Below are 25,626 nucleotides of genomic sequence, written 5' to 3'. Positions count from 1 at the left end.
GCTGTCCTCGTGGTCAGCGAGCGTTTGGGTGAAGTGCTCCACGCGCTTGCGGTAGAGAGTTGCAATGTTGGGATGCAAGTCGGGAACATCGGTGGGAGCCTGTGCCAAGCGTTCGGTGACCTCCGCCTTCTGTCGCTCCAGATCTTCCATCCTGGCCTTCATGGTCTGCTGATAGAGGCCATCCTCGATCGCAGCCATGATGCCGGCGATAGCCCGCTCGATCTTGTCGAGCGCCTTGCGATCCTGCTCGCCTTGCGCGCGGCGCTCTTGGTTGAGCCGGTTGGTTTCCTGGGCATAGGCCCGCACCGCCTCGGCCACGGCATCGGCCGAGACCAGCCTTTCCTTCAGGCCCGCCAGGACACGCTGCTCGATCGTCTCGCGTGTGATAGTGCGGCCGTTCTCGCAGGTGCCCCGGCGTTGATGGTTCAGGCAGGCATAGCGATCACGCTGGGACAAGCCATAGCGCCCACCGCAGCAGCCGCAGGTGAGCAAGCCGGAAAGCAGGGAGACCGGCCGCTTCATGGTGTGCAGCTTCCTGGCTCTTGCCTTGCGCGTGCCGATGGTCGCCGCCTCGAACCGGCTAGCGATGGCCTTCTGCCTCTCCTTCACGGCCTGCCACAGCTCGTCCTCGACGATCCTGAGATGCGGCACTTCGGTGCGGATCCATTTGCTCGGCGGATTGGCTCGTGAGACGCGCCTGCCGGTGGCAGGATCCTTGATGAAGCGCTGGCGGTTCCACACCAGCACCCCGGTGTAGAGTTCATTGTTGTCGCATTGCCTCAAACAAAATGTTACCGAACGGGTGTCGTTGCCTCACCGAAAATGTTACCGGCAAGATCGCCCCACCGGCACTCCACGCAAATAAGGGTGTGGACATGACGCTTCGCCGGAGGCGAAGCTTGGACAACGCTCACGCGTTGCCCACAGGCCCACAGCCGTAGCATCAACAAAGCAGCCCATGCCACGTGACTAGATTAAGGCTCCGGGACGGCCAGCAACCAAGAAACTCAACCCTATGGTCCCGCTGTTCGCGTTCACTGCAGTCGTTCGGCGGCAGATCGCTGCCGGGAGCAGGATGGCGCGAACAGCCGCTTCGAAGGCCGCATGCTAGGCGGATTGGTAACATTCTCGGTGAGGCATCCGGTAACAAAATTACACGAGGCAACGCGACACATTTCCTGGAGTGTGATCTGATGGGCAGGATAATCGAACCGCTGCTCCTGTAGCCAACGCAGGTAGCGCATGGTCCATCCCTTCGTACGCGGATAGGTACGACCATGCTTGAGCATGAAGGCACTCACCTGCTGACGATGGACCCGCAGCGTCTCGACCGCTGCCGTGCGGGCGCGAACCAGATCTCGCACGGCTTCGTGGTCTTCATCAGGAACCCATACCGCCGTGAGCTCGCCGGCGCGCAGCAATCGTGCCAGTGAAAGAGCATCCCGGCGGTTCGTCTTCACCCGATCGCCAGGCTTCCTTGGAATCAGCGACGGCGCCACCACGGTGCATTCATGGCCGAGCAAACGGATCAGCCGGTAGAGACCATAGCCGGTGGGGCCGGCCTCGTAGCAGAAGTGGACCCGATCGAACTTGGCGGCGATCCGCTGGATAACCCGGCGCATGCTTGCATCTGATGCATCGACCTCGCCGAAGTAGCGAACCTCGCCCTCCCGGCCGGCTTCGGCAACCGCGATGGCATTCCTCAGCTTCGCGACATCGATTCCGACAAAAGCTTCCCTATAATCCGCCACGGCTCGTCCTCCTGTGATGAGGATCGGCTCGGACCGCCCGAGCAACCCTCGGACGCGCAGTGTAGGGCGAGCCACCTCACCGGCAGAGGCGGACATACGGTCTTACCCAGTAGGGCAAGCTCTATTGGATTCTGCCAAGTCGGAGCATGCCTTTTTTGATCTACATTCTTGGATTGTAGAATCATTTTTACCCGGACAAAATAGCGGGCAAGGGGGAATTGGCGGGTCGGCGGCGTGGCGCTGAGGTCTGAGATTTTTCCGGCAAAATTGATCGTATGCAGATTCAGTATTCTGTATAGTGGTACTGATAGAACATAAATGTCAGCATCCAAATGTCACTGGGATGGACGTCAGGACATACATCTTTCACTATATTGTGAATGAGGTTCTTCGAAGCATTAGAGATAAAATCTTTTTTGTCTGAACTCCTTCTGGTTTCAGAAAGGAATCTCCGATATCCTTTGGCTTGTTTTTCCGAAGCGTATTCGATCAATGAAGACAGTCTTGGAATGTATTTTTCAAATTTGTCTGCCTTACTTTTAGAATCACGAATGGTTCGCTCGATTTCCCTCTGGGAAAATTCCTTCCGTTGAACGTCGGGTAGCACGCCGCGACGCGGTAATTTCGCGAAGGTAGGTGCCAACTCAGAGTATAAAGTGAGGTTATCTGATTGATCGATTCCGTTTTCATCAAGTTTTATTTCATTTAACTTCGTCAGCTCTTTCTCAGCTTGAGCCGCAAGTGCCCGAAATTCGCTAAGGATCTCTCGCAGTCTCTTTTCGAAATCGCGGGGAATGATCACCATAACGATCGCCTTGCCCCAAAATATTTTCACTTCCAGTCATTTGGAGGTGAAAATCGTAATCCGCCACCTTCCATTTGTCATAGTCACCAACCGGTATCTTCAGCGGATCGGCAACGGTTATACATCGTATAGTGGCACGTAACACCATGTTACCCGCATTCTGCGTCGAAGACTTAATGACAATCGGCTTGCCAGAGAGTGTGCCGTCCTTATTGACAGCTATGCGAACGATCGAGTCTCCGTCAGCCGCTGGAGACATGCACGCCTTGATCCGGTCCATGACCACGCGTTGCATCTGCTCAGTCGCATGAGGAATATGAAGTTCGTCGGCGTTTGCCTGCACGAGCGTTGAAAGTCCAGCGGCGAGGGCCGCGACGACGCAAATGCTTTTCCTGAGCCTCACGGCAAGTCCCCGCTTTTGGTGCTTTGCGCCCGGCTCACTACGTTTATTGTAACGCTACCAAGGAAAACGCCAAATCCAACACCTATTGAGTGTGCCCACTGAGGTGAGTTCGGCATGCAAATTCGAGCAGCCTTATGCCGACCGAAATCGTAACTCCACAGATGATTAGTCCTGCAACCATCGCAAGCCACTCGAATTTCTTCATTGTTTTGTTTCCGCATTGAGTCGAAGCTTGCCACAGATCGTATATCCGAGCGCGGGCGCACTACCTAATAGCTTCGCTAATGAAAGTATTGAATTCATGCATCCTCTTGTACCGATTGAGGTGCTCCCTGAATTTGGACCGCCCGGCCGGCGGATTTTCCGGGCTAAGGCTCACGGCGGCTGGGATGCGCCGGGGCCGTTCATGAGCGATATCGGCACCTTGTTGCCGATGGCGCTGTGAGGACGAACCTCGTTATACAACTCAGCGAAGGAACGCCCACGGGACCGTCCAGCGGGAGCTTCTTTATCCGTGGCACCCCTGGGCCGGGCGACAAGTCCATATCCATGAAGTGATCGAGAAGCATGACGTTGCGGTTTTGCGCTGCAGTCTTTCTGGCCGGTCGTCACATCGGTGGCTGGAGGTTCCGGCATGGATGTTCGACCGGGTAGCCAGCGCGAACTGGCGTATTACGACAGTCCCGTGCGTCGACCTTGCAGTGCTCGGCGCTCTGGCGCGACTTCTTCATGACATAGGGGCTTTCTCGCAATCGCAAGGCATCGGCGCAGCATTGGGCTCTCACGACACGACTCGGGGAGAAGTCCATGCCGCGTCAACCCATGACACACCAGTTCGATCTGTTCTATGAGCATGACGCCGATCGCCAATGTGGTACGCAACCTGCGATGCATCGATTCGAACTTAAAAAAAACCTTAGCCCTGCAGGGAGTAATGGATAACGCCGCGGGGTGACCCAACGTCGAGATCATAGAAACGCCCGGACTCAACTAAATCGCGATTGCTCGAACAATCTTATTATTTCCGACATCACAAGAGATAAGAGAAGGGGTCCTATCAAGATTGCCATGCTTAAGCCGGAAGTCAGTTCGTAAATTAGCTGCGCTTCCGCATTTGTTGTGCGAGGCCACCGACCTGCTTTGTGCGACACGATACAACGCAAAAAGGCCCGGCTTTCGCCGGGCCTTTCCGCAAACTTAGGCTATAGCTTAGAAGGTCCGCTTCAGGCGGATACCAGCCTGCCAGATATTGGCCTTGTCGTCGATGAGCGCGGTCGGCGCCACCACCGCGTTGGGAATGTTATTCTGCTCGACGCGGGTGTAGGAAACTTCACCCGCGATCGTCAGGCCCTTCACGATGGTGTAGGTCAGGTTACCGGCGACCGTGAACTCCTGGATCTTGTAATCCTGGAAGCCGCCAGTCGGAGTGAGGACGGCATTGTTGTATTGGGTGTCGATATAGCTGGCGACCAGGTTGGCGTTCAACACGGGCGTGATGTTGCCACCGAGTTCACCGACGATCGACCAGCCCTTGCCGCGCTCAGCGCGGGCGACCGCCGTGCTGGAGAAGAAGACATCGGAACTGCCCAAGACGGTGTTTCCAGCGCCGAGGTAGTCGGTCGCACCATCGGCATACTGACCTTCAACGATGAAGTGGCCGCCGTCGATGACCGGGATCTTGATGAGCACCGTACCGCCCACCGCGAACCCATACTTGTTCTCATGCGGGATACCGCCGCCGCCGGGCGGAAGCGGAACACCGTTAGCACCAATAATGTCGCCAGAGCGAGTCTGGTGACCGGCAGCCTGCGCTGCCAAAGAGCCCCAGTCGGCGTCATAGCGCAGCTGGCCGACAATATCCGGAACCTGCTGGCCACCCGCAAGATAAGCGGTGCCCGTGCCGCCACCAAGTCCGACAAACACACCGTCGAGCCCATCGGCGCGATGATCACGACCGTCTTCGATCGACAGCGTGGCGCTGAAGCCGCCACCGAACTGGGCGGTGTACGCCAGCAGGTTCACGGTGTTCGATTCGGCGTAGTAGGGCGCCCAGATGGTGTCGCCGTATTCGTTATCGTAGAAGCCGAAGAACGAATGGGCATAACCAGCCGTCAGGCCGCCGAACTGGATGAAGGCCTTATCGACCGAGAAAGTGTTGGTGGAGCCAGTGCCGATGCGGGTGGCGGTACGGCCGGAGGCGTTGATCTGGAAGTAGGAACGCAGCAGACCCCAATCGGTCTGGGTGCGGGCATCGAACCAGATACGACCCTGGGTGCCGAAGGCGCTGCGGTTGTCGTTGCGGTTGAAGCTGCCAGAGCGAAGGCCGGCAACCGGCGTATCGCCGCCGAACACGCGATAGTCAGCGCGGATTTCACCGCCGATCTTGAGGCAGGTGTCGCTGCCGGGGATGTAGAAGAAGCCGGGGCCGAAGGTCGAGCAGACCTTAACATACTCGACGGCTTCGCCCTTGGTCATGGGCAGATCGGCGGCCTGAGCAGCGCCGAGAGCGACGATACCGGCGGCGGCGCCGAGGAGAAGAGACTTAATCATCATAAGGATGACCTCCAAGACAGGTTTGTTATGGCCAGATACAGCTGACCGTTTGCGAGACCCCGATCACACTCACTGCTTGCAATCCGGATGCCGATCCCTTGATCGGGGACCGTTGAGTGAGAATGCTTACAAGGGGTTGCAAATTGCAATGCCCGGCGTCGCGATGACGTCACCAAAATGCCACTTTGCAGCAACGGTGTGGCGTGGAAGACACACAACTAACTCCTGCAGTATTGGCCGGCCAATCAATTTTTGAGCGATATCAAAGTGTACAATAACGTTTCTAAAGCTACTTTTATAAAATCTAAAATTCACAAAGCTACAAATTAAAATATGTTGAAGCTTAATTTTTAATTCTAATGGTAATAATTTTTATAATTTCAATTTATATTTCTTATAGCGTGTATAGATAGACACGACACTACAGCAATATGCAGTTAAATCTCAGATTTAACTATATATTCGTGAATATTACCATCTATAAAGTCTATAATCGTTATCAAGCCGTCTGCTGAGCATTTTGATTTTCCAAGCTCCATTTTTGAAAGACTTGCAAAAGACATTCCTACAAGTTCTTCCATTTTTCGAAAAGACAATCCTCTTTTTTTACGAGCAACGCGCAAGTCTTTTCTTACTCTGTTCCAATCTATACGTAAGCTCGGCTCCCATCCTTTGCCTCTTTTTTTCTTTTCACCTTCCATTTCCTATTTCCTTCTACGTTCAGACCAGACTTTGGCCTCATTCCAAGCTCGATTCGCTAAATGGTCGTATCAAAAAAGACACACAATCTGCGGAAACGCTCTTAGCCATTATGAGTCTCAAAAATTGCGTTCTTCAAGGTTGTGCTCTTGACCTTAATGCGATTGCTGCTACGTTTTGAAGTGAGCTCGCGAGGCTCAAAGCAAATATGAAAACCCGGCTGAGCTTGACCTCCCAGCCGGGTTTTCTTTTTCAATCAAGGTGTACTGACTTGCTGCCCGGGCGAACGGGGCGGCCTTGCTGGTCAGTAATTAGTCGCCATTGCCAACGAGCCCGCCGCCGTTTCCTGGCCAATCACCGTTTCCGTGCTCTTTGCCATTCTTCCTGGCCGACGAGCCGCCCTGCATGCCATCGCCCCGTTGCCTTGCGAACCGCCCATTTCCCAGGAGCCGGAACCGATGCCGCCGCGTTAGATCGAGGCACCTTGGTCACCGCTGTCGGCGCCGGTGTCGTTGCCATTTTCGCCTCTGTGGATCCACCGGTTCACCAATGTCACGGCGCGCGTCCTGCAGAGAGAGAGACCTTAATTGTCGTTCCGCCCGCCAAGCGCGAGATCGTGATGGGCCGATCCAGAAGAGACAAGGGAAGCAAGGCGTCTTTAAATATTGTGCATAGGATCTAAAAAACAGAGAATTTTGGTGGAGTCATACACGCTCAGGCGTGTCGAACTGCCAATGCAAGATCACAAGGTGTGAGATCATTCTTTTCTCACTCCACGAGTCAACCTCTACCTTGTTGGATAGCGACCAGCTTGATATGCGACTGTCGTCCCGCTCAGCGAACCGCAACATTAGCGCTGAGGCGAACTCTCTACCGATGGAACTAATACGACGGGGCACTTCCCCGTCGAAAGTCCCCTTAGAATATTTAGGTACCTTGAATGAAAACCTGGAACATTCTGATCGCCATACCTTCCTACGACAGAAAATTATACGTGGAGACGGCCACCTCAATAACAAATACCATAGTTACTCTGCTGCAGGAAAAGGCCCAGGCGGCAATATTCTCTTTCAGCGGGTGCGCGGTAATTAGCCACGCAAGGAACGCTATTGTAGCAGAATTTCTCGCGAGGAAGGATAAATCACATTTACTATTCGTAGACGCCGATATGGAATGGTCGCCTCACACCATACTTCGCCTGCTGCGAGCAGATGTACCATTCGCAGCCGCACCCTATGTGTCAAAGAACTACGATTACCCACTACCTGAAGGCAACCTGCCGAAGAACCTTGATACTTTTCATGCCGCCACCGTAAATTGGAACGTGGTGTTCGACAATCCGGCGATAATCACGGGCCAGGAGAAGCTCGCTGTTCGCCGCGGCTTTGCAAAAGCTTCGCGTATCGGAGCTGGGCTGATGCTTTTGCGGCGGGATTGCCTTGAGTCGATGGTCCGGAAGTATGCAGAAACGGAATACCGTTGGGATGCCCTCAAAGATAATTTGACCACCCCAAACCTCAAATATCATGGATTATTTGATCTAGCAAAAGATGAACATAATAATATCCTTGGCGAGGATTATGCATTTTGTGATCGATGGACCAGGGGTTGTGGCGGCGAGATATGGTGCGACGTTGATGCTCGTGTCGCCCATCATGGACATCATCGCTACAGCGGCTCCTTGCAAGAGAGCCTACAGTTACGCGGCAAGTCCGCGAAAGTGTGATGCAATATACCAAGCTCGCGACTCATCTGGCACAGGATCACAATCAGGCAGGTGATTTGCTGGCTTCCATGGTCCTGCAACGCAAGGTCGGTAGCATCCCCCTCGGAATGGCAAGGCAATATCTCCCCGCTGATAGATGCGGTGCAACTCGGAAACGTTGCTATTCATTGGCAAAAAACACGTCGACGAATGCGATAATCAGGACAAGCGCGAGCACGAACAAAACGACCGCGGAGATGACGCCATATTCATAGGCGGCAGCCACGATAGTGCCGCCCACCATTGCTGCCGAGAGCAACGCCGCAGCGAGAATTAAGGCCTTATGCGGCGAGGTATGCCGCCGTGGTCGAGCAGTAGCAGCTTCCTGGACCTCGGCAGAGAGTTGCTCAGTCTTCGAGATCATCGGGGGTCACCTTTTACATTGCGCTTCATCGTGCCAACGTCTTGAGCTTGATGTGCCTCGGCAGGTAGAGCGGATGTGCTGGGTGGCCAGCCGCGGTGATCTTGACGGCATAGAGATGGCTGGGTCCGAGCCATCCGAGCATCGTTTCGTCCTGGCCGAGATGCCCACCATGGGCGCCCCAGGCGCAGACGACCGGCCCAGCGCTCTCGAGCACCTTCCGCACGTGGCGCTGATTGTCCACGGCGACAGGATCGTCATTGGTATGCCTCCGGCGAGGGCCGCCTTGCATGGTGACGGCCTGAGGCGAAGCATGCGGCTTTAAGGCTAGCCTTAAGGTCGGTTGATGCGGGTTGAAGTTCTGGGCGGAATTGAGCGCCGCCGTCGCTGGTCTCGCGACGAGAAGATGCGGATCATTGAAGAGACGTTGGCGCCTGGCGCGGTGGTGGCGGAGATCGCGCGCAGACACGGCATTGCGACCAGTTTGGTGTTCACGTGGCGGCGGCAGGCTCGGGTTGCGAGGAGCCCTTCTACAGTGGCACATCTTGTTCCAGTCCGGATCGTCCCAGCCGAGCCCGTGGCCGAGAAGGCACCCTCCATGGAACCGCCATCGGGGGCGCCCGTCAGGAAACGCCGCGGCCTGATCGAGATCAAACTCGGTGACGGCAAAAGTATCCGGGTCGATGAGAATGTCGACGCCGAGGCGTTGAGACGCGTACTTGATGTCCTGAGCCGGCGATGATCCCGATCCCAAGCAATGTCAGGGTTTGGATCGCGACGGGCCACACCGATATGCGCCGTTATGCGGCGCGTACGATTATGCGGAGTCCGGGGCCTCGACGTGAGCAAGGCCCTGGCGTGAGCGTCGATGTCACTCCGCATAATATTACGGGTGGTGCTGCTCCTTTAGCATGGCGATGAGCTTGTCAGGCGGCCTGAACTTGCCCGGTCGCAACGTGGGTGCGGCAGCAGCGGCGAGGGCTTCGAGCTTCTCCGTCGGATCGGCGCGTAGATAAGCCTCCGTGCTCTGCAGGCTGGCATGTCCCAGCCACAATGCCACCTTCCGAACATCACGCGTGGCCTGCAGCATGTGCATTGCGCAACTGTGGCGCAGGACATGGGGCGTCACGCGCTTAGCCGCGATGGATGGAAGGCGCTGGGCAGCGGTGGCCACGTGCTTGTCAAGGATATATTCGAACCCAGCTCTGGTCATGGTGAGGCCGGCGGCGTTAAGGAATATCGCGCCATCTTGCCTTTGTTCACGCACGGCAAGCCAGGCCCTGAGCGCCACGACGCTCTCTTTCCACAGTGGGAGCACACGCTCGCGCCGACCTTTGCCGATGACGTGGATTGCACTAGGACTTCGCAAATCGAGTTGATCAAGACGTAATCCGACCAACTCCGAGACGCGCAGGGCCGCCGAAAAAGCAAGGTGGAGCATTGCGCGGTCTCGGGCACCAAAGATGGTCTTGGGATCGGGCGCGTCGACCAGCGCCTGAATCTCAACCCTGGTAAGTGAAGCGACCAACGCCTCGTCAGTCTTCTTCATCGGGATCGCGCGAACACGAAGCGACTGATCCAGACAGGTGGGGACACGATACTCGAGGAACCGGAAGAATGATCTGATCGCTGCCAATCGAGCATTGCGCGACCGCGCCGTGTTGCCACGGTCCTGCTCGATATGATCGAGGAAGGCCAGAATCATCGGCACGCCGATATCCTCGACTTCCAGCCGCGATGGCGTCTTGCGAAGCCGTCGAGCGGCGAATGTCACAAGCAACTGGAAACTGTAGGCATAGGCGTCGCATGTGTGTGGGCTGGCGCGCTGGTCGCGCGGAAGGTGCTCGCTGAGGAAGCGGGATAGAGGCGGTGCGAGTGCAGTCATGCCGCACCTGTCTGGCCGAAGGCTTCTGCGATATCGGCGACCTGCGCCATCAAGCTGGGCGCGGCCTGAAGATACCAGTAGGTATCGGCGACGTGGGCGTGACCAAGATAGGTGCTCAGGGCGAGGATGTGGCGCGATACGGCATCAGCGTTGCATGGACATTGTTCCAGCGACTTGACGGCGAAGGTATGTCTCAAGTCGTGGATGCGCGGTCCCGATTGGCCCGGCTCGCCCCGCAACCCGATCTTGCGCGAGATCTGCCGGAATAGCGCGCTAACGGTGTCATAACGGGGCGGAGTTCCAGCGTTGGATAAGAATAGGGACTCGACGTTGGCGCAGATCGTCAGCCGCGACGAGAGATAGCGATCGAGGGCGGCACGGGTCGTGGGATGGAGTGGAACAAGCCTGCTCTTCTTGAACTTAGTCCTGAGGATGATCAGCCCGTCATCGGTGATGTCGCTGAGCCGCAATGCCAGCGCTTCTGATATCCGCATTCCGGTTGCGGCGAGCAAGCCAAACAATATGAAGTAGGTGAGTGGCCGAAGCGCGCCGGCGGGACCGAGGGAAGCCGCGGCCTCCATCAGCTTCCCAATCTCCTCGCCGGAATAAATGTATGGCTGGGTTCGGCGGAAGAGCCCCCGGCCGAGCGCATCGACGGCGGGCACCTCATGACGACAGTCTTCGGCGTGCATGGCAATTGCGAACCGGCGAGCGGTAAGGAGCCGGTTGCGTCGTTGCTCGGGTGAAGGTGCCTCGACCGCCCATGCGACCACCCGATCGCTCTTGATCAAGTTGTCACCGTGACGCTCCGCGTTGGCCACAAACATGCGTAACAGTATGCGCTGCGTTCGAAAGCTGAAGCCCAGTGCCTCGTGAAGCGCGACATAGCGCGCGAGATTATCGCTCAGCATGTCGCATCTCCGGGCCAGGGTTGTGCGACCCGCGCCAGCATATTCAGATCGACTTTGGCGTAGAGGGTCGTGGTCTCCAGCGACCTGTGACGCAGAACAGCGCCGACCGAATGGAGCGTCGCGCCGCCACGGAGCATGTGCGTCGCCGCCGAGTGGCGCAGCAGGTTGGCGCCGCGCGATGGTGGGTTATCAATACCGGCCCGCTTTAAAGCCAGAGCCACGATGTTAGAGACTGTCGAAGACGAGGCGAAGGGGTCAAAAGGCGCGATCGACCTTACGAACAGGCGACTACAGTGGGTCGAGGGGCGCACGCCATCAAGATAACCAAGCACGGCGTCGCCGGCATCCTGGGGCATTGGCAGACGAGTCTCGCGGCGTCCCTTGCCCTTCACCCGCAACGTTCCCGAAGACCAATCGATGTCCCCGAAACGCATCTCTAATATGTCGCCGGCCCTTAGCCCAAGGCGGGCTAGGAGGAGCAGAATAGCGCGGTCGCGGACGCCTCGCCCTGTGCGAACATCACAGGAAGCAATCAGCCGCTCGACCTGATCAGGCGACAGATAACGTGGCAATGCCGAAAGGCGCCAATGCGGAATGAGCGGTACGGCATGCTCAAGCCCAGGACGACAAAGACCGATGGCGGCAAGAAAGCGTAGATATCCACGCAGGGCGGTTGTCATCGTCTTGGTGTAGGCGGGCAAGCAGCGTTGAGCTTCTCGCAGGATGGCCGTCCGGATTGTTCCCGCGTCGTAAGCTTGCGGCTCACCCCCCAATGCGGGAAGCAGGCGCATGACCATTCTTCCGTGCCGCTTGGCCGTCAATGCGCAAATGCCGCGATGGCGCGTGAGCCACGCTTGGTAGTCTTCGACAAGTGGATCAATGGGGTTGGCAACCGGTTCGCCTAGCGGTGCGATGACGCCGCGTCCGGCGAGAAACACGATGAAGCGATGAACGCGGCTTAGATAGTTACCCGAGGGCGGCATGGCGCGCCGATAACCCCCGCAGCGGCAGCGGTGCTTCCCAAAGAGATTAAGGGACTCGTCGCTAACTTCATCGAGTCCGATGTTGTTGAATGCAAGCCAAGCCGCGAAATGGCGGGCGCAATCCGTGTAACCACCGATAGTCAGGGGCGTGTGGCTCAACGCTCCAAGCTCGCTGGCGAATGCAGCGACCCATGGTGCAAGGTCTCCTCCTTCCATGGTCCGTGGCACTCTGGCCGGTCTCTCAACGCTGCTCATGGCTTCTCTCCTCGCGTCAGGTTGGCGCTGGAGAAAGCTTAGATTATGTGGAGCCCGCAACCTGATGGAGGTCATTCATCATGCTGAAATTAATAGAGAAAGCCCGCATCTCTGCCCCGGACTCCGCATAATCGTACGCGCCGCATAACGCCGCTTATGTAGTGCACTACATAAGCGCCGCGGCATGCAAGGCTTGGCTCTGACGGTGCAGGAGAGCCTGAAGCGCGATCCGCATGCGGGCGATCTCTACATCTTCCGGGGCCGTCGTGGCGATCTAGCCAAAATTTTGTGGCATGACGGCATCGGGCTGTCCCTTTACGCCAAGCGGCTGGATCGCGGCAAGTTCATCTGGCCCTCGGCGTCGGCTGGGGCGGTGTCGATCTCGGCGGCCCAGATGGCTTATATGTTGGAAGGGATCGACTGGCGAAATCCCCAACTGACATGGCGGCCCGAGCGCGCGGGTTGAGGCAGAAAAGTAGAGCGGAACGCATTTTAGGGCGCCACAACGCGCCGAATTTGTGATTCACTTCCTGGTATGAATGCTGCAAGCGACGCCGTTCCCGACGACATCGCCGCCCTGAAAGAGGCGTTGAGGATCGAGCGCGCGCAGGCTTTGCAGATGGCAGCGGAACTCGCGGTCGCGCGGGCCAAAGCGTCCGAGGATCTGGCATTGATCGCCCAGCAGAAGCTGCGGATCGCCAAGCTGGAGCGCCAGGTCTACGGGCAGCGATCGGAACGCTCTTCTCGCCTGATTGATCAGTTGGCACTCTCATTCGAAGAGTTGGAAGCCAGCGCTACCGAAGATGAGCTCGCGGCCGAGAAAGCGGTTGCCAACACAACAGCTGTGAACGGATTTACGCGCAAGCGCCCCGAGCGCAATACATTCCCCGATCATCTTCCCCGCGAGCGCGTGGTGATCGAGGCGCCGACAGCGTGTGCGTGCTGTGGCGGCAGCCGCCTGCGCAAACTTGTTGAGGACGTGACCCGAACACTGGAATCGATCCCTCGGCAATGGAAGGTGATCGAGACCGTGCGGGAGAAGTTCAGCTGTCGGGACTGCGAGAAGATCACGCAAGCGCCGGCGCCGTTCCATGTCATCGCCAGGGCATGGGCGGGCCCCAGCCTCCTGGCCATGATCATGTTCGAGAAGTTCGGTCAGCATCAGCCCCTGAACCGTCAAGCCGAGCGCTACGCCCTGGAGGGGGTACCCGTCGCCCTGTCGACCATGGCCGACGCCGTGGGATCGGTCTGCGCGGTGCTGGATCCCTTGCGTCGGCTTGTTGAGGCCCATGTCATGGCGGCCGAACGTCTTCATGGAGATGATACGACGGTGCCCGTCCTCGCGGCGGGCAAGACGGATACGGGTCGATGCTGGGTCTATGTGCGGGATGACCGGCCTTTTGGGGGCACGGGGCCGCCGGCGGCGATGTTCTATTACTCACGCGATCGCAAGGGCGAACATCCTCAGGCGCATCTGGCCAACTATGCCGGCATCCTGCAGGCCGATGCCTTTGAGGGCTATGGCCAGCTCTATCTGGCCGGCCGCAATCCCGGTCCTATTCGGGAAGCGGCATGTTGGGTGCATGCGCGGCGCCCGTTCTTTGCCATGGCCGATATCGAGGAGAATGCGCGTCGCAAGGCCGCGGGCAAGAAGGAGATCGTATTGTCGCCGATTGCGATCGAGGTCGTGCGTCGCATCGATACCTTGTTCGAGATCGAGCGATCCATCAATGGCCAGAGCCCAGAAGAGCGCCTGGCGGTTCGCCAGACCCTAAGCCGGCCCGTGGTTGAGGAGCTTCGTGTCTATATGCGTGAGCAGACCGCTAGGCTGGCTCGCGGGCATGACCTGGCCAAGGCCTTCAACTATATCCTCAAGCGGTGGGCGAGCTTCACCCTGTTCCTCGAAGATGGGAGGGTCTGCCTGTCCAACAATGCCGCCGAACGAAGTCTGCGTGGTATTGCTCTTGGCAGAAAGTCGTGGCTGTTCTGCGGATCTGACCGCGGCGGCCAGCGTGCCGCGGCCATGTACAGCCTCATTGTCACGGCCAAGATGAACGGCGTCGATGCGCAGGCCTGGCTGGCTGACGTCCTCTCTCGCATCGCCGCCCATCCCGTTCACCGGCTGGACGAGTTGCTGCCATGGAACTGGACGTCTCCAGCATCGGCGATCCGCGCTCGAGCGGCCTGATTATGCACATCAACAAGGTCCATCACGTCACGACCATCTCTCGCGTCGCCGAAGATCTCGGCGAAGACGAGGACTGGCTCCGCGATGTCGCCAATGAAATGGAAATCGAGGACGGCGTCATCTGGGTCTACGGCGTCGGAGAAGACGGCGTCATGGCATTCACCGACTTCGGAATCGAGAACCTGACCGAGCTCATCAAGATGCATAAGGATGACCCCACGCTACTCAAGCGTTGGGACCCGTCAGAGTGATCAGCTTGCGGCCTCCGCCGGATGCTTACCGTCATTGTGGTTGAGCGCCAGCAGTTCGCGCGGGTTTTTATACCGATATATTGGGCGCCCAGAGGTGCTTAGAAAGTTCGCGATTCACATCGAAAGTGCGGTAGTCGAAGGCGGCATCGAACGGAGGAGTAGGAAATGTCCCTGCATGGCCTGGTGACTGATCGGATTACGATCATCAAGAAAGACGGCACCTTGCTCCAAGAGAACGTTAGGGCATCTGTGCAAGCCAGGATGATTTTCGTCTCCGACGTGACGCTGCCGATCGAGCTAGGCGACCATATTCTGCGTCAGCTTCCGAGCAAACTGAGTGAAGACTATATTGTCACCAGCGCCCATTGCTACCCGTCGCCACCGCTGGCTCATTGGGAAATAAAGTATCGAAGGAGCGGCGCTCCATTGGCACCGATGCAAACAATCATAAATAATATTTCGGGCGACAATGCCCGTGTTAATATCAATTCGACTGACAATTCGGTTAATCAATACGGCGATCGGCACGACAAACTCTTTACGCAATTAATTGACGTCGTGCGCACAAGTATCGAGAAACAGGAAGAGCAGGCTAGGCTCACGGCATTGATCGAAGCCATGAAGGCCGCTGACACCAAAGATGCACAGTTTAGTTCGTACCAACATTTTGTGGCCGGCGTAGCCAACCATATGACGGTTGTCGCGCCCTTCCTGCCTGCTCTAACTAACCTTCTGCTGGGGTCGTAACGCCTCACCCGACGATCCCTGCCCCAGAGCCTCAACACCTGCCGACGATCGCACTTCGCGCTTGGACAACCCAAAAATGAGTGACAAGCCCAACGAAAGCGCCAGCTTTGTGATTGACTTGACCACCTACGATATACCGGTCACGAGCTGCGACACCTGGGAGGACTTCGAGCAGAAACTCACGACATTCCAGGATGGGAACGCCGTTGCAGGAATGCGTGTGTTGTACAGAGGTCAAGCAGACCAAAATTGGCCGATACAAACCACACTAGAAAGAACGTGGCCAGAAATAGACGCCAAGGAATATTATCGCAGGGCTAGAAATTGCCTCACACAGATTGAGGCCTTTACTGACACCAAATGGGACATTCCGAACCCCGCGGAAATATCGAAGGTCTTGGATGATTACGATAGCTTCAGTTTAAGCTTAACCCGGGGTGATCTACCCGCCTACGGATATTTGGCTTATCTGCGCCATCACGGATTCCCATCCCCGTTGTTGGACTGGACCGGATCGCCATACGTCGCCGCGTACTTTGCCTTTAACCCTCCCTCAGGAAGGCGCTTAGCGAGTGAGCGTGTAGCGATATATGCGTACTGTCGAGCTCCGAAGGGGCACGTCTATTCAAGCGGGGGAGCTCAAATCCATATCTTTGGTCCAAATGTAGCGACGCACCGACGGCACTATTTGCAGAAGGGTGAGTATACCATTTGCTTTAGATACTTAGTCGGCGACTGGCGCTTTATGCGACATGAAGCCGGATACGCGAGTGGCGCTGCCGGGCCGGATTCAATTCATAAATTTACTATACCGATACACGAGAGAATGAACGTCTTGAAGCGACTGGACGATTACAATCTCAATAGCTTTTCATTGTTTGGGTCAGATGAGAGCCTCATAGAAACGATGGCTCTTCGTGAGACCATTAACGCGGAGATTGAGCGGGACGACGCTAGAGATCGAGCGAGACGACGCTAGATCTCGTCGTCACCCCAGTCGATAGAGGCATCGATCCACCCCTCAAATGCCCGATGGCACTCGTCTAGCGGAGGTAGATAGTAGAAGCGCTGGCCGTTGCCGGATGACGCGCTGGTGGTTGTAGAGCGGTTGCAGAAGTCAGATGCAAAAGTCCCGTTTTAATTGGGAAATTTGCGAAAAATCGGTCGGAATATGAATCACGAATTGTTAGTTATCAAAGTTCTTCTCGTTCTGATTTTTGCTCTCCTGCTTGTTACTTCAGTAATCGGAACAAAACTCGAGATATTGCGAAGTCCTTCCAGATAATTGCCGTTGAGATCGGTTACCAAATGCGTCGATTTTTGGGCCACTGGCTGCATTCATTTCGTGCCCCGGCACCCTCGGTATCCAAGCTCTCAATAATGCCAGCCAACAGATGCATACGGAGTGACTTAAATTTCTGCGTAGGGATAACGGCGACGAAGGATCAGATCGAGCGAAGTCCCGGTCGTCGCTTTGACATGACGATCGAAGATGGATGGGGGAAACTTGGTTTCTACCAGGTGAGATAGATTTCGATGGCGAGATCTATGTCTATCTCCTCTTTGAGAGCCATGATCGGACGTTCATCGAGGTGGGCTGGGATGGTGGTGTGACACGCGAGGTCGTAATTAAGTTTTTGAAACAAACTGGGTTAGATCAATACCCGACCTCACTGCCCCCGCCTTTCGGACGCCATGACACAGGATCGGTAATCCAGCGACTGATCTCGGCTTCGTGCCAACCCGCGCCGTGGACGCTGATCCTGATCTGCTGTGGGAACGTACCTTCGGCGATCTTGCGGTAGATGGTTGACCGGGACAGCCCGGTTCGCGACAGGACGGTCTTCAAGCGGATGATACGGTCCGGTTCGCGCATGGGCGCCCTGCCTCCTGTCGGCTGTTTCTGGCTGCTGCTGATGTGAGACAGGACAGGCTGTCGCGGGCGCGCAAGAGGATTTTGAGTGTCGTCCTATTGCAGCGAAGAGACGGCGGTGATTGGGATGGATCACAAGCCGATCCCCCGCCCCCTGCCGAGGTCGATGCCGTGGTTGAAGGCGAGTTCCAGGCCAAGCCGGCGGCCTGATTCGAATGCAATCCCGAGCTCGGCCTTGCGATTGGCGAGGATGGATTCGAGCTGCGGATCGCGTTCCAGGCTCTTGGCCATATCGCCCATGGCAGACCGCGTGGCCTTGTAGCCGGAGATGTCGCCCACCTGATACTGACGCTGGCTGGTTTGGTCGAGCTTCTGCCAGCGTTCGACAAAGCGGTCGGCGCGGCGGCTCGGATCGGTGCGCAGTTCGGTTTCGAGCTGAAGGGCTTGGATGGTGCGGTTGATCCGGCCACCAGCCGCCTCGCGGGCAAGCTCGGGGTTCTTGACATAGGCGGCTTCGGCATCGCGCCAGCCATGCGGCCGCACCCCCTCAAAAGCTTTGCGGGCTTCGGTTAGTTCTCGCATGTGTTCGGGATTCTCCTTGCCGCCCGCTTCCCTGGCAGTGAGGATCGCGTCTAGCGCACGAGCATGCCGCTTGAGCGCCTCAGCGCGGGCTTTGCGCAACGCCGCCTCGCGATCTTCGGCAGTCTCTCTCGCTGGCGCTGCGGGTTCACGGTGCGCCTCCCTTCCAGCCTCCTGTCCTGCACCTTCCCGTTCCGGCCTCTGCACGTCATCTGGGCCAGGCACATCCGCGGACGGACGTAGGCCGTCAAACATAGTCCGCACCTTCTCGGGTACGATCTTCCTGACGATCTCGACAACCCGTTCGCGGAAGCTGATGCCGCGCTGCTCGGCATAGGCTTGTGCCGGATCGGCGCGCTCGTAATCCGAGGCCATGTCCTTGGCCCGGTCGCGCGACAGGGTGCGGACCAGCCTGTCCTGATCGGAGAAGTCGTCACGGCCATAATGGAGGTCCATGCCATCGCGGTGGCGGGATAAGGCGACATAGCTGGCATGGGCATCCAGGCCCGGTGTCGCCAGCACATGGGTGCGGTCCACTGTCATGCCCTGTGCCTTGTGGATGGTCGCGGCATAGCCGTGGTCGATGCGGTTGTAATCCTTGAGGTCGAAGTCAATGGTTCGGCCATCGTCGCTGCGCACGCTCATGGATTGCGCTCTGACCTCCAGAATGGTTCCGAGCGTGCCGTTCTTGACGCCGAGCCCGCGTTCGTTCTGCAGGAACATGACGCGGTCGCCGCTGGCGAAACGGCGCGCGCCACGTTCGACCGTGAGGTGCACATCGTCCCCCAGATCGCCGGCGTCCCGCATGCATTCGCGCGCTGCCTCGTTGAGGGCGCGGACCTCGTCATTGGTGTGGGTGAGGATGAGCCGGCTTTTATCGGATGAGGCCTGCCGGTCGCGGTCCCAATGCTCGATCAGTTCCTCGCGCGCCTGCTCGCGTGTCTGAGCTTGATGCACCCTGCCATGGGCGTCATAGGCGCCGATGGCATCCCCGGTCCTGCCGGTCGCCAGATCACGCGTGGCCTCACGCTGCCAGCCTTCCTGCTGGCGGCGGACCTCACCGATTTCCGCCCCGCCATGACGGTCGTGAATCGAGCGGAAGGCCGCGCCCGCCTCGATGGCTTGCAACTGCTGGGGATCGCCGACCAGCACCACTTTGGCTCCGGCTTCGGCGGCATGGGAGAGCACGCGCTCCAACTGGCGCGTGCCGACCATGCCCGCCTCGTCGATGACCAGGACATCTCGCACAGTGAGCAGATCGCGATCCTGTCCCCAGCCATGTTCCAGGCTGGCGATGGTGCGGGAGGATATGCCCGATCCGCTTTCGAGATTTTCGGCCGCAATGCCGGACAGGGCCACGCCCCGAACCTCATAGCCTGCCGCTGCCCATGCCTGCCGCGCCACGCCCAGCATGGCGCTCTTTCCGGTGCCGGCATTGCCGACCACGATGGCAAGATCGCGGCTATCCGTGACATGCGCCAGCGCGTCGGCCTGCTCGCCCGACAGGATGAGGCCGCGCTCTTCAGCGGCGGCAAGAGCCTCTTCCCTTTCCCGATCGTCGACTGCATGGCGTTCCCTCTCGGCCATGCGCGCGGCCGCCTGATGGAGGCGCTGTTCAGTCTCGATCATGGCGCGGGTGGTGAAGCGATCCTCGCCCTTTCGGTCCTGGCCGAGTTCAATGAGATCAGGGGCGCTGCTCATCGCTCCCATCACAGCATTGAACTGCTCGAGACCATCACTATGGCGGTGGACGAACATTGCCATGTCGCGGCGTGTAAACGTCGATTGCTGATGCGTGATGGCGTCGAGCGCCAGAGAAGGATTGGCGATGATGCGCTCGCCATTGCCGCGCGCGATCTCGCGGTGCAGTTCCGCGCGGTCCGCCTCGAGCCCTTCCCCCGCAATGCCCCGATCCTCGAAGCCCTCCCCCTCGATACGTTTGGCGGGCGCGCCGATCTGGCTTTGCGGCTCTAGCCCGATGCCCTGGGTTTCCAGGCTGCGGTGGTCGATGCGGGCATCGATGTCGAGTTCGGCCAGGCGCTGATTGGCAAGCTCGGCCCAGCGTTCACGCCAGTGCTCGACCATCTCGGTGCGGTTCCAGTCTCGCACCTTCGGACCGAAGCTATGTTGGTCCCCATCGACCACCAACTGGCGCATGGTCAGCATGACATGGGCATGGGGCTTGGGCATGCCGTCTTCGGAAAAATCCCAATGCACATTGAGATCGGCGATCATGCCCTGGTCGACGAATTCCGCCTGCACAAAGTCGCGAGCGAGCGCGATGCCCTGTGCCTCGCTCAATTCACGTGGAAGGGAGAATTCGACCTCGCGGGCAAGCTGGGCGTCCTTGCGGATTTCGAAGGCCTCGACGTCGTTCCAGAGCCGCTCGCGGTCGCACCATGCCTCGGGTGCGTGCTCAGGCAGCATGACCTCGGAGTGCACGACGCCACCCTTGGCCGAGAAGTCATGGCTGCGATCGAGGCGCTCGTCCCGCAAGCGCGAGGCCGAGCGGTAGGCGGCTGAGGCCACCGCGCTGGAGCCGGACTTGCGGCCAATGACCTTGACGTGAAGATGATAGATCGCCATTGCGATCGGATCAGTGCCACGGCCAAGCGAACGTCGGAACGACGTATAAGCGCGCCCTCCCTCGAAAAAATCTCGGGTGGGACCTTCCCGTCCCAACCTGTCCTGGCGACCCTGGAGCCTTTCGCTGGGCGCTCCCCTATCATCGCTGCATCAACAGTTTAGGGAGGCGATGATGCGCAAGCCACGGGATTTCGATGCCGAACTGAAGGCACTCGAAGACAAGGCACAGGAGCTCAAGAGCCGCAAGGTGCAGCAGCTTGGCGAACTGGTCATCGCCACTGGAGCCGATGCGCTCAGTGCCGAGGAACTGGCGGGTGCGCTGATCGTGCTGGCCGAGACGAAGGATGCCGGAAAAAGGGAGGCATGGGCCAGGCGCGGGGCGACGTTTTTTCAGGGGCGAGCACGGCGAGTTGCATCGGCGCCTGACCGCGACACGAACAGCGCTCTGGCACAACAGATCAGCCCGCAACCGCCATCAGGCGGCACGGGCGAGGCATGACATGCGCACCTGGCAGGTCGAGCGCCGCCAGCGCACGCGGCATCTCATCGAGCTCGGCGGACTTGTCTTCAAAGCTGGATTGGTGGAATTGACCGGCGATGACCGCGCGACGATTTATGGAGCACTGTTGTGGATGGCCGACAAGCTCAGAAGCGATCAGGGCGAACGGGCACGCGAGCTGTGGACGGCAAAGGGGAAGCAAGCGTTTGAGAATGATTGAAGCGTCCGTTTCGTCGAAGAGCACAGCCCTTTCCACGGTGTTGTCAGACTAACCCTAAGTTGTCTCTGCCAGATGCACAGAGGTCAGACCGAGGCTCGGTTTAGGCCGCGACGGCCCACCACTCGGCCAGGGCAGCCGAGCGTCTCTGCTTGTAGATTTGCCGGCTGACGAGGTGGCGCTCCGAATAAAAATGATTATGGATCTGGCCGTGGACAGCGGCGAATTTCTGTAGTGTTTTGGTCCTGCGGAATTTGAGCATCGCCGCTTCTCGTCGTCGAAACGGCTGATGGGAATTCTCTGCCCGATTGTTCTTCCACTGGCCCACTTCCCGGCGTTTGAGGTTGCCGAGTTCCCGCATTGCCGCACCATAGCAGCGCAACCCGTCGGTGACGATGATCTCGGGACGGCCGTAGCGCTTCATGGCTTTCTTGAGGAATTTCAAAGCGGCGGCCTTGTCCCGCGTCTTGCCGACGAAGAACTCCAACACCTCGCCCTCGTGATCGACGGCCCGCCAAAGATAATGGAGCTCGCCGTTGACCTTCACAAAAACCTCATCGACGTGCCAGCGGCTGAAGTTTCTAGCCCTCATCCGCCGCTTGCGGATATCGCCAGCGAACAATGGGCCAAAGCGGTTCCACCAAAACCTCACCGTCTCATGGCAGATGTCAATGCCACGCTCATGCAGCAGATCCTCCACATTCCTCAATGACAGGGGGTAACGCACGTACATCATCACAGCGAGGCGGATCATCTCCGGCGACGAATTGAAATAGCGAAACGGTTTGGGTTTGGGGCGCGACATCCTCGCTCCCTACCTTACCCCTCCACCTTCGGCAATTTGCTCTGACAGACCCTGGCCAACGCTTGGCCGTCATCGATATCCTGAAATTGCTCAACGAAGTCTCGCAGTTCCACCTCGGCGTCAGGAAAGGCGACGCCGTCTATCAGACGCCGTAGGAGGAATTCGGCGCGTAGACGCAGGTGTTCCTCGAATTCGGAGCCGGACCAGATCGTCACTTCCCGGACTCCAAGCCGGGCCGCGGCCGCACACACTGCGTCGCGGCGCTGGGCCGAAACGCTGCTCCGGCATACGAACTTGAATGCGTCTGGTCGTCCGGTCGCAGCACCGGCGGCAGCCGCCATGTCCTTCTCCGCCTTGTCTTGGGTAAGAGTGCTTCGATTGACGCATTGGATGACGGTGCGTTGGGCTGGTCGATCATCAAAGGGGCGCAGTCCGATGATGTCGCGACCTTGGTCGCTTCCTGTCTGGCCGAACCACGCGAGATCGGTCCAGCCTTCACAAAGGTGATAGGCGAAGACTAGGCGCTCGAACTCGGCTCCGCTAAAATCCTCGAAGTGAACTGGCCGAACTATTCGAGCTAATTTCATTTGAAGCCCTGTGCGTTTCATCTGACAGAATAGCTTTTATAATTCGATCGCCGGAAGCTTATTGCGCCTGATGTCGAGAGCATACTCCTCGAAGGTGATTTCCAACACTTGGTTTACGAGATCAGGGTCGACGTCAAGCTCCCCGAGGGCCTGCTCGAAAAGCTCGATCTGCATATCCAGATCCATACCTGGCGGCCCGTTGAGGCAGACAAGTCCAGCGTGGAGGGTTACGTCGGCGTACTCGCCCTTTGTCCCCGGTCGTTGCTCCGGACCGCGGAAGTCGATGGAATTCTTGGTGACGAAGGTTCAGTCCCCATCGAGAATGAGTGGCTTCAACTCCCAGTCCTTTAGACCGGCCCGGCCGAGCCAGACGACATGGGACGACTCGCCATGTCCTTTGGCGTGCGCAACTTTGGTCAGTTCGGGGCTGAGGCACTCGTCGATCAAAAACTTCATCCCGCCTTCCTGCGGCGAGGGACCCGGCGGTCGGTGACGATGACCGCGCCTCCGGGAAGGTCCTCACTCGCTTTGGGGCGGCCCCGCATAGGATTTGCTTCAGCGTAGATCGCTGCGAGTTCGATCTTATCCACGTCGAGTGAGGGATAGGCCGCGAGAATGCGGTCTGTCGAAAGGCCGGCCGCCACTGAGGCGGCGACGTCATGAACGGGAACGCGCGTGCCGCGGACGACCGGGGTGCCCCCGAGCACGTCCGGATTAGATATGATGATCTTGCGGGCGGCCGCCAAACGCTCCATCCGTTCCTTGGTTCGACGAACGAAGGGCGCCAGGTCGATGGTCAGGAATTCATCGCGTACAGTCCAATCTTCTTCCATCAGCGAGGCGAGCGCGCGGGCGCGGAATCTGTAGAGGCGCGACCCTACCTCGCGGATCGCGAATAGACGTTCTTCCGATGTGAGACGCTTGGCGCTATCGAAGTAGAACGCGATGAGCGTGCAGGCGGTCGCTGCAACGCGTCGGCCGTCGTCAAGCGAGAAGAAACCCTCAGGCAGAATGTGCTCATCGATGACTCGATTGACGTCCCGAAGCGCCACGCGTGCGACCACCGCAGCCTCGGACGGCTTCAACATGTCGGCAGCAGAGCTCATGGCAGTCTCCATATAAATCTTCCGCTGCACCGGAATATATATTGGAAACGCTTGAACTTCAATGAGGCGCGGCTCGCGGTGGGAACACGCGTGATGTCCACCTTCCGCCATGGTGGACACCATGTGGACACCACAACAGAAACGACGAAGGCCGCCTTGCGGCGGCCTTCTCGTATCGTCCTGATTTCCCGAAGGAAAAATGGAGCGGGCGAAGGGATTCGAACCCTCGACCCCAACCTTGGCAACTGGTTCGGGTCGTTTTCGCCACAGCAGGTCATTGCGCGACATACTACGAAAAATCACGACGGATCAATAGCTTATATTGACACGCGGTCCGCCGGACGTACGCTAGAAAAACCCCTGATTTCCTCTGTGATGCTTCCCCCCTGCTTCCCCGCTCGTGCTGCACCTGCGTGGGGAAGCAAATCGGTGTGTCCACGCGGCCCGCCATCGCTGCAAGCCATTGATCTTGAAGCAGAAATAGCAGCATGAGGAGCGGAATAATGCCGAAATTGACCAAGAGTGTCGTTGATGCACTGCAACATGAAGATGGCCGTGACCTGTTCGTCTGGGATACGATCGTCAGGGGATTTGGGGTTCGCCTGAAACCCTCGGGTACCAAGACCTTTGTGATCCAGTACCGCAACGGGGAGCGCCGCACGCGCCGATTTGTCATCGGCCAATATGGCGTGCTGACAGTTGACGGTGCCCGGGACATTGCCAAGAAGAAATTGGCTTCGGTCATCGATGGTGCCGACCCGTCCGCCGAGAAACGAGCTGCGCGCGAAGGTATGACCGTCGCTGAGGTGTGCGACTGGTACATCGAACAGGCCGGCGCAGGACGTCTGCTGGGACGCAACAGGCGACCGATCAAGCTATCGTCGGTTAACGGTGACAAGAGCCGCATCGACCAACATATCAAGCCGCTCCTGGGGACGCGCATTGTCAGTCACCTGAAACTTGCCGATATCGAACGCCTGCAGGCCGATATCGCAGCGGGCAAGAGCGCGCGCGGACGGCAATCAGGACGAGGTGGCCGGACCTCTGGCGGCGCCGGCGTTGCTGGACGCGCAATCGGTACCTTGCGAAGCCTGCTTAACCACGCCCGCCGGCTAGGCATCATCGAGCGGAGCCCCGCGAACGGCGTTCGCGTCATTGCATCGGACAGGCTGAAGCGCCGCCTGACGCCGGGCGAAGTGCGACATATGGGCAAGATCATGACCCACATGGAGCGCGAGGGTGAACACCCCACCGGCATTGCTGCCATTCGGGCAATGTTGCTGACGGGATTTCGGAGGACGGAAATCCTCGCCATGCGCAAGGAGTGGATCGAGCCGGAGGACAACTGCGTTGCCTTCCCTGACACGAAGTCGGGTGCGCAGAAGCGCGCTGCGGGCGATGCTGCAATCGGGCACCTGACGAGCTTTGGACAGCGGACCACCGCGCCATTTGTCTTCCCGGCGGATTGGGGAGATGGCCATTTCATCGGCGTCGTGCGTGTGCTTGATCGGGTGTGTGCGAGGGCCGGTCTCAAGGGCGTGACCCCTCATACGCTGCGCCATACATTCGCGAGCATCGCCGCATCGTTGGGATATAGCGAACTCACCGTCGCTGGGTTGCTGGGGCACGGGCCGCGCGGCGTCACGCAGCGCTACATCCACCTGGACGCAGCCTTGGTGATCGCCGCCGACCAGGTGGCTGCCGAAATAGGCAGGTTGCTGGACGGTGGAGAGGTGCTCTCGATGAAGGAAGCAAAGCTAATGCGGTTTTCCCAGACTGCCAAGCTGCTCGCGACTTCCTAGCGCCAGCCAATCGGC

General features: G+C 58.3%; 27 protein-coding genes and 2 pseudogenes. 11 read left to right on the top strand and 18 right to left on the bottom strand.

Annotated features, from left to right (window positions below; genetic code table 11):
• Positions 1-405: 405 nt before the first annotated feature.
• From ACMDCR_RS10435 to ACMDCR_RS10420, 4 genes and pseudogenes are all read right to left on the bottom strand, one after another.
• Positions 406-741 (bottom strand): annotated as a pseudogene (locus ACMDCR_RS10435) (recombinase family protein); the annotation flags it as partial.
• 431 nt (positions 742-1,172) lie between these two features.
• A pseudogene (locus tag ACMDCR_RS10430) lies at positions 1,173-1,847 on the bottom strand (IS110 family transposase); the annotation flags it as partial.
• Between the two features lie 187 nt (positions 1,848-2,034).
• Positions 2,035-2,556 (bottom strand): hypothetical protein, encoded by a 522-nt coding sequence (locus tag ACMDCR_RS10425; RefSeq protein WP_413992463.1) that lies wholly within the window; start codon positions 2,554-2,556, stop codon positions 2,035-2,037.
• Positions 2,507-2,959 carry a hypothetical protein gene (locus tag ACMDCR_RS10420; protein ID WP_413992462.1) on the bottom strand — a complete coding sequence of 151 codons (453 nt, stop codon included), beginning with the start codon at positions 2,957-2,959 and terminating at the stop codon, positions 2,507-2,509. Before ACMDCR_RS10420 ends, ACMDCR_RS10425 begins: the two co-directional genes overlap by 50 nt.
• A 232-nt stretch (positions 2,960-3,191) precedes the next feature.
• Between ACMDCR_RS10420 and ACMDCR_RS10415 the strand changes: the two genes are divergently transcribed.
• Positions 3,192-3,404: a hypothetical protein gene (locus tag ACMDCR_RS10415; RefSeq protein WP_413993828.1), complete on the top strand. Its 213-nt coding sequence runs from the start codon at positions 3,192-3,194 to the stop codon at positions 3,402-3,404.
• Positions 3,405-4,168: 764 nt separating this feature from the next.
• Here ACMDCR_RS10415 and ACMDCR_RS10410 read toward each other — a convergent pair.
• Positions 4,169-5,512 (bottom strand): porin, encoded by a 1,344-nt coding sequence (locus ACMDCR_RS10410; RefSeq protein WP_413992461.1) that lies wholly within the window; start codon positions 5,510-5,512, stop codon positions 4,169-4,171.
• A gap of 437 nt (positions 5,513-5,949) precedes the next feature.
• Positions 5,950-6,213, bottom strand: a complete 264-nt coding sequence (locus ACMDCR_RS10405; RefSeq protein WP_413992460.1) for a helix-turn-helix domain-containing protein — start codon at positions 6,211-6,213, stop codon at positions 5,950-5,952.
• 938 nt (positions 6,214-7,151) lie between these two features.
• On the opposite strand from ACMDCR_RS10405, the gene ACMDCR_RS10400 reads away from it, so the two are divergent.
• Positions 7,152-7,937: a hypothetical protein gene (locus ACMDCR_RS10400; protein WP_413992459.1), complete on the top strand. Its 786-nt coding sequence runs from the start codon at positions 7,152-7,154 to the stop codon at positions 7,935-7,937.
• Positions 7,938-8,097: 160 nt separating this feature from the next.
• On the opposite strand, the gene ACMDCR_RS10395 is transcribed toward ACMDCR_RS10400, so the two are convergent.
• Positions 8,098-8,340: a hypothetical protein gene (locus ACMDCR_RS10395; RefSeq protein ID WP_413992458.1), complete on the bottom strand. Its 243-nt coding sequence runs from the start codon at positions 8,338-8,340 to the stop codon at positions 8,098-8,100.
• 25 nt (positions 8,341-8,365) lie between these two features.
• Complete coding sequence (locus tag ACMDCR_RS10390) at positions 8,366-8,806, bottom strand: DUF1643 domain-containing protein (protein ID WP_413992457.1); 441 nt, start codon at positions 8,804-8,806, stop codon at positions 8,366-8,368.
• Here ACMDCR_RS10390 and tnpA point away from each other — a divergent pair.
• Positions 8,744-9,079, top strand: coding sequence for an IS66-like element accessory protein TnpA (tnpA, locus tag ACMDCR_RS10385; RefSeq protein ID WP_413992456.1), 336 nt, complete (start codon positions 8,744-8,746; stop codon positions 9,077-9,079). The two genes, ACMDCR_RS10390 and tnpA, sit on opposite strands and share 63 nt — an antisense overlap.
• Positions 9,080-9,223: 144 nt before the next feature.
• Here the strand turns inward: tnpA and ACMDCR_RS10380 are convergent, their stop codons facing one another.
• From ACMDCR_RS10380 to ACMDCR_RS10370, 3 genes are read right to left on the bottom strand one after another with little or no spacing between them, the layout of a single operon-like run.
• Positions 9,224-10,222 carry a tyrosine-type recombinase/integrase gene (locus ACMDCR_RS10380; protein ID WP_413992455.1) on the bottom strand — a complete coding sequence of 333 codons (999 nt, stop codon included), beginning with the start codon at positions 10,220-10,222 and terminating at the stop codon, positions 9,224-9,226.
• Positions 10,219-11,133: a tyrosine-type recombinase/integrase gene (locus tag ACMDCR_RS10375; protein ID WP_413992454.1), complete on the bottom strand. Its 915-nt coding sequence runs from the start codon at positions 11,131-11,133 to the stop codon at positions 10,219-10,221. Before ACMDCR_RS10375 ends, ACMDCR_RS10380 begins: the two co-directional genes overlap by 4 nt.
• On the bottom strand, positions 11,127-12,371 hold the full coding sequence (locus ACMDCR_RS10370) for a tyrosine-type recombinase/integrase (protein WP_413992453.1): 1,245 nt from the start codon (positions 12,369-12,371) through the stop codon (positions 11,127-11,129). The genes ACMDCR_RS10375 and ACMDCR_RS10370 overlap by 7 nt, the downstream gene beginning before the upstream one ends.
• A 184-nt stretch (positions 12,372-12,555) precedes the next feature.
• On the opposite strand from ACMDCR_RS10370, the gene tnpB reads away from it, so the two are divergent.
• From tnpB to ACMDCR_RS10345, 5 genes are all read left to right on the top strand, one after another.
• Positions 12,556-12,837 (top strand): IS66 family insertion sequence element accessory protein TnpB, encoded by a 282-nt coding sequence (tnpB, locus tag ACMDCR_RS10365; RefSeq protein ID WP_413992452.1) that lies wholly within the window; start codon positions 12,556-12,558, stop codon positions 12,835-12,837.
• A 69-nt stretch (positions 12,838-12,906) separates the two neighbouring features.
• Entirely contained in the window at positions 12,907-14,559 is a 1,653-nt protein-coding gene (gene tnpC, locus ACMDCR_RS10360; RefSeq protein WP_413992451.1) for an IS66 family transposase, read from the top strand.
• The gene (locus ACMDCR_RS10355) at positions 14,511-14,810 is read left to right on the top strand and encodes a hypothetical protein (RefSeq protein ID WP_413992450.1); all 300 of its coding nucleotides are present in this window, start codon (positions 14,511-14,513) and stop codon (positions 14,808-14,810) included. Before tnpC ends, ACMDCR_RS10355 begins: the two co-directional genes overlap by 49 nt.
• Positions 14,811-14,975: 165 nt before the next feature.
• The gene (locus tag ACMDCR_RS10350; RefSeq protein ID WP_413992449.1) at positions 14,976-15,557 is read left to right on the top strand and encodes a hypothetical protein; all 582 of its coding nucleotides are present in this window, start codon (positions 14,976-14,978) and stop codon (positions 15,555-15,557) included.
• A gap of 76 nt (positions 15,558-15,633) precedes the next feature.
• On the top strand, positions 15,634-16,536 hold the full coding sequence (locus ACMDCR_RS10345; protein ID WP_413992448.1) for an FRG domain-containing protein: 903 nt from the start codon (positions 15,634-15,636) through the stop codon (positions 16,534-16,536).
• A gap of 678 nt (positions 16,537-17,214) precedes the next feature.
• On the opposite strand, the gene ACMDCR_RS10340 is transcribed toward ACMDCR_RS10345, so the two are convergent.
• Both ACMDCR_RS10340 and traA read right to left on the bottom strand, forming a co-directional pair.
• Positions 17,215-17,433 (bottom strand): helix-turn-helix transcriptional regulator, encoded by a 219-nt coding sequence (locus tag ACMDCR_RS10340; RefSeq protein ID WP_413992447.1) that lies wholly within the window; start codon positions 17,431-17,433, stop codon positions 17,215-17,217.
• 129 nt (positions 17,434-17,562) lie between these two features.
• Positions 17,563-20,595, bottom strand: coding sequence for a Ti-type conjugative transfer relaxase TraA (gene traA / locus ACMDCR_RS10335; protein ID WP_413992446.1), 3,033 nt, complete (start codon positions 20,593-20,595; stop codon positions 17,563-17,565).
• A 172-nt stretch (positions 20,596-20,767) separates the two neighbouring features.
• Here traA and ACMDCR_RS10330 point away from each other — a divergent pair, with 172 nt between their 5' ends.
• The gene (locus tag ACMDCR_RS10330) at positions 20,768-21,094 is read left to right on the top strand and encodes a conjugal transfer protein TraD (protein ID WP_413993580.1); all 327 of its coding nucleotides are present in this window, start codon (positions 20,768-20,770) and stop codon (positions 21,092-21,094) included.
• A gap of 1 nt (position 21,095) precedes the next feature.
• A complete protein-coding gene (locus ACMDCR_RS10325) occupies positions 21,096-21,314 on the top strand; it encodes a conjugal transfer protein TraD (RefSeq protein WP_413992445.1) in 219 nt (72 codons plus the stop codon).
• Positions 21,315-21,414: 100 nt separating this feature from the next.
• Here ACMDCR_RS10325 and ACMDCR_RS10320 read toward each other — a convergent pair whose 3' ends face one another.
• The 5 genes from ACMDCR_RS10320 to ACMDCR_RS10300 all read right to left on the bottom strand — a co-directional run bounded on the left by ACMDCR_RS10320 (position 21,415) and on the right by ACMDCR_RS10300 (position 23,821).
• Positions 21,415-22,065: an IS6 family transposase gene (locus ACMDCR_RS10320; protein WP_413992444.1), complete on the bottom strand. Its 651-nt coding sequence runs from the start codon at positions 22,063-22,065 to the stop codon at positions 21,415-21,417.
• A gap of 65 nt (positions 22,066-22,130) precedes the next feature.
• Positions 22,131-22,724: a restriction endonuclease gene (locus ACMDCR_RS10315; protein WP_413992443.1), complete on the bottom strand. Its 594-nt coding sequence runs from the start codon at positions 22,722-22,724 to the stop codon at positions 22,131-22,133.
• Between the two features lie 15 nt (positions 22,725-22,739).
• Entirely contained in the window at positions 22,740-22,877 is a 138-nt protein-coding gene (locus ACMDCR_RS10310; protein ID WP_413992442.1) for a hypothetical protein, read from the bottom strand.
• A 132-nt stretch (positions 22,878-23,009) separates the two neighbouring features.
• Entirely contained in the window at positions 23,010-23,159 is a 150-nt protein-coding gene (locus tag ACMDCR_RS10305) for a hypothetical protein (RefSeq protein WP_413992441.1), read from the bottom strand.
• Complete coding sequence (locus ACMDCR_RS10300; protein ID WP_413993579.1) at positions 23,156-23,821, bottom strand: DUF433 domain-containing protein; 666 nt, start codon at positions 23,819-23,821, stop codon at positions 23,156-23,158. The genes ACMDCR_RS10305 and ACMDCR_RS10300 overlap by 4 nt, the downstream gene beginning before the upstream one ends.
• 491 nt (positions 23,822-24,312) lie before the next feature.
• Between ACMDCR_RS10300 and ACMDCR_RS10295 the strand changes: the two genes are divergently transcribed.
• Positions 24,313-25,611 carry a tyrosine-type recombinase/integrase gene (locus ACMDCR_RS10295; RefSeq protein WP_413992440.1) on the top strand — a complete coding sequence of 433 codons (1,299 nt, stop codon included), beginning with the start codon at positions 24,313-24,315 and terminating at the stop codon, positions 25,609-25,611.
• Positions 25,612-25,626 lie beyond the last annotated feature (15 nt).

The sequence above is a fragment of the Labrys okinawensis genome (genome assembly GCF_047345005.1).
Taxonomy (GTDB): domain Bacteria; phylum Pseudomonadota; class Alphaproteobacteria; order Rhizobiales; family Labraceae; genus Labrys; species Labrys okinawensis.
This window is presented reverse-complemented; position numbering and strand designations above follow the sequence as displayed.

Excerpts from the sequence above, each read along its gene's own strand:
- ACMDCR_RS10425 (WP_413992463.1), bottom strand. The coding sequence starts at position 2,556 with ATGGTGATCATTCCCCGCGATTTCGAAAAGAGACTGCGAGAGATCCTT.
- ACMDCR_RS10410 (WP_413992461.1), bottom strand. The coding sequence starts at position 5,512 with ATGATGATTAAGTCTCTTCTCCTCGGCGCCGCCGCCGGTATCGTCGCT.
- ACMDCR_RS10405 (WP_413992460.1), bottom strand. The coding sequence starts at position 6,213 with ATGGAAGGTGAAAAGAAAAAAAGAGGCAAAGGATGGGAGCCGAGCTTA.
- ACMDCR_RS10400 (WP_413992459.1), top strand. The coding sequence starts at position 7,152 with ATGAAAACCTGGAACATTCTGATCGCCATACCTTCCTACGACAGAAAA.
- ACMDCR_RS10395 (WP_413992458.1), bottom strand. The coding sequence starts at position 8,340 with ATGATCTCGAAGACTGAGCAACTCTCTGCCGAGGTCCAGGAAGCTGCT.
- tnpA (WP_413992456.1), top strand. The coding sequence starts at position 8,744 with ATGCGGATCATTGAAGAGACGTTGGCGCCTGGCGCGGTGGTGGCGGAG.
- ACMDCR_RS10380 (WP_413992455.1), bottom strand. The coding sequence starts at position 10,222 with ATGACTGCACTCGCACCGCCTCTATCCCGCTTCCTCAGCGAGCACCTT.
- ACMDCR_RS10375 (WP_413992454.1), bottom strand. The coding sequence starts at position 11,133 with ATGCTGAGCGATAATCTCGCGCGCTATGTCGCGCTTCACGAGGCACTG.
- ACMDCR_RS10370 (WP_413992453.1), bottom strand. The coding sequence starts at position 12,371 with ATGAGCAGCGTTGAGAGACCGGCCAGAGTGCCACGGACCATGGAAGGA.
- tnpB (WP_413992452.1), top strand. The coding sequence starts at position 12,556 with ATGCAAGGCTTGGCTCTGACGGTGCAGGAGAGCCTGAAGCGCGATCCG.
- tnpC (WP_413992451.1), top strand. The coding sequence starts at position 12,907 with ATGAATGCTGCAAGCGACGCCGTTCCCGACGACATCGCCGCCCTGAAA.
- ACMDCR_RS10355 (WP_413992450.1), top strand. The coding sequence starts at position 14,511 with ATGGAACTGGACGTCTCCAGCATCGGCGATCCGCGCTCGAGCGGCCTG.
- ACMDCR_RS10350 (WP_413992449.1), top strand. The coding sequence starts at position 14,976 with ATGTCCCTGCATGGCCTGGTGACTGATCGGATTACGATCATCAAGAAA.
- ACMDCR_RS10345 (WP_413992448.1), top strand. The coding sequence starts at position 15,634 with ATGAGTGACAAGCCCAACGAAAGCGCCAGCTTTGTGATTGACTTGACC.
- ACMDCR_RS10340 (WP_413992447.1), bottom strand. The coding sequence starts at position 17,433 with ATGCGCGAACCGGACCGTATCATCCGCTTGAAGACCGTCCTGTCGCGA.
- traA (WP_413992446.1), bottom strand. The coding sequence starts at position 20,595 with ATGGCGATCTATCATCTTCACGTCAAGGTCATTGGCCGCAAGTCCGGC.
- ACMDCR_RS10330 (WP_413993580.1), top strand. The coding sequence starts at position 20,768 with ATGCGCAAGCCACGGGATTTCGATGCCGAACTGAAGGCACTCGAAGAC.
- ACMDCR_RS10325 (WP_413992445.1), top strand. The coding sequence starts at position 21,096 with ATGCGCACCTGGCAGGTCGAGCGCCGCCAGCGCACGCGGCATCTCATC.
- ACMDCR_RS10320 (WP_413992444.1), bottom strand. The coding sequence starts at position 22,065 with ATGATCCGCCTCGCTGTGATGATGTACGTGCGTTACCCCCTGTCATTG.
- ACMDCR_RS10315 (WP_413992443.1), bottom strand. The coding sequence starts at position 22,724 with ATGAAACGCACAGGGCTTCAAATGAAATTAGCTCGAATAGTTCGGCCA.
- ACMDCR_RS10310 (WP_413992442.1), bottom strand. The coding sequence starts at position 22,877 with ATGCAGATCGAGCTTTTCGAGCAGGCCCTCGGGGAGCTTGACGTCGAC.
- ACMDCR_RS10305 (WP_413992441.1), bottom strand. The coding sequence starts at position 23,159 with ATGAAGTTTTTGATCGACGAGTGCCTCAGCCCCGAACTGACCAAAGTT.
- ACMDCR_RS10300 (WP_413993579.1), bottom strand. The coding sequence starts at position 23,821 with ATGGAGACTGCCATGAGCTCTGCTGCCGACATGTTGAAGCCGTCCGAG.
- ACMDCR_RS10295 (WP_413992440.1), top strand. The coding sequence starts at position 24,313 with ATGCCGAAATTGACCAAGAGTGTCGTTGATGCACTGCAACATGAAGAT.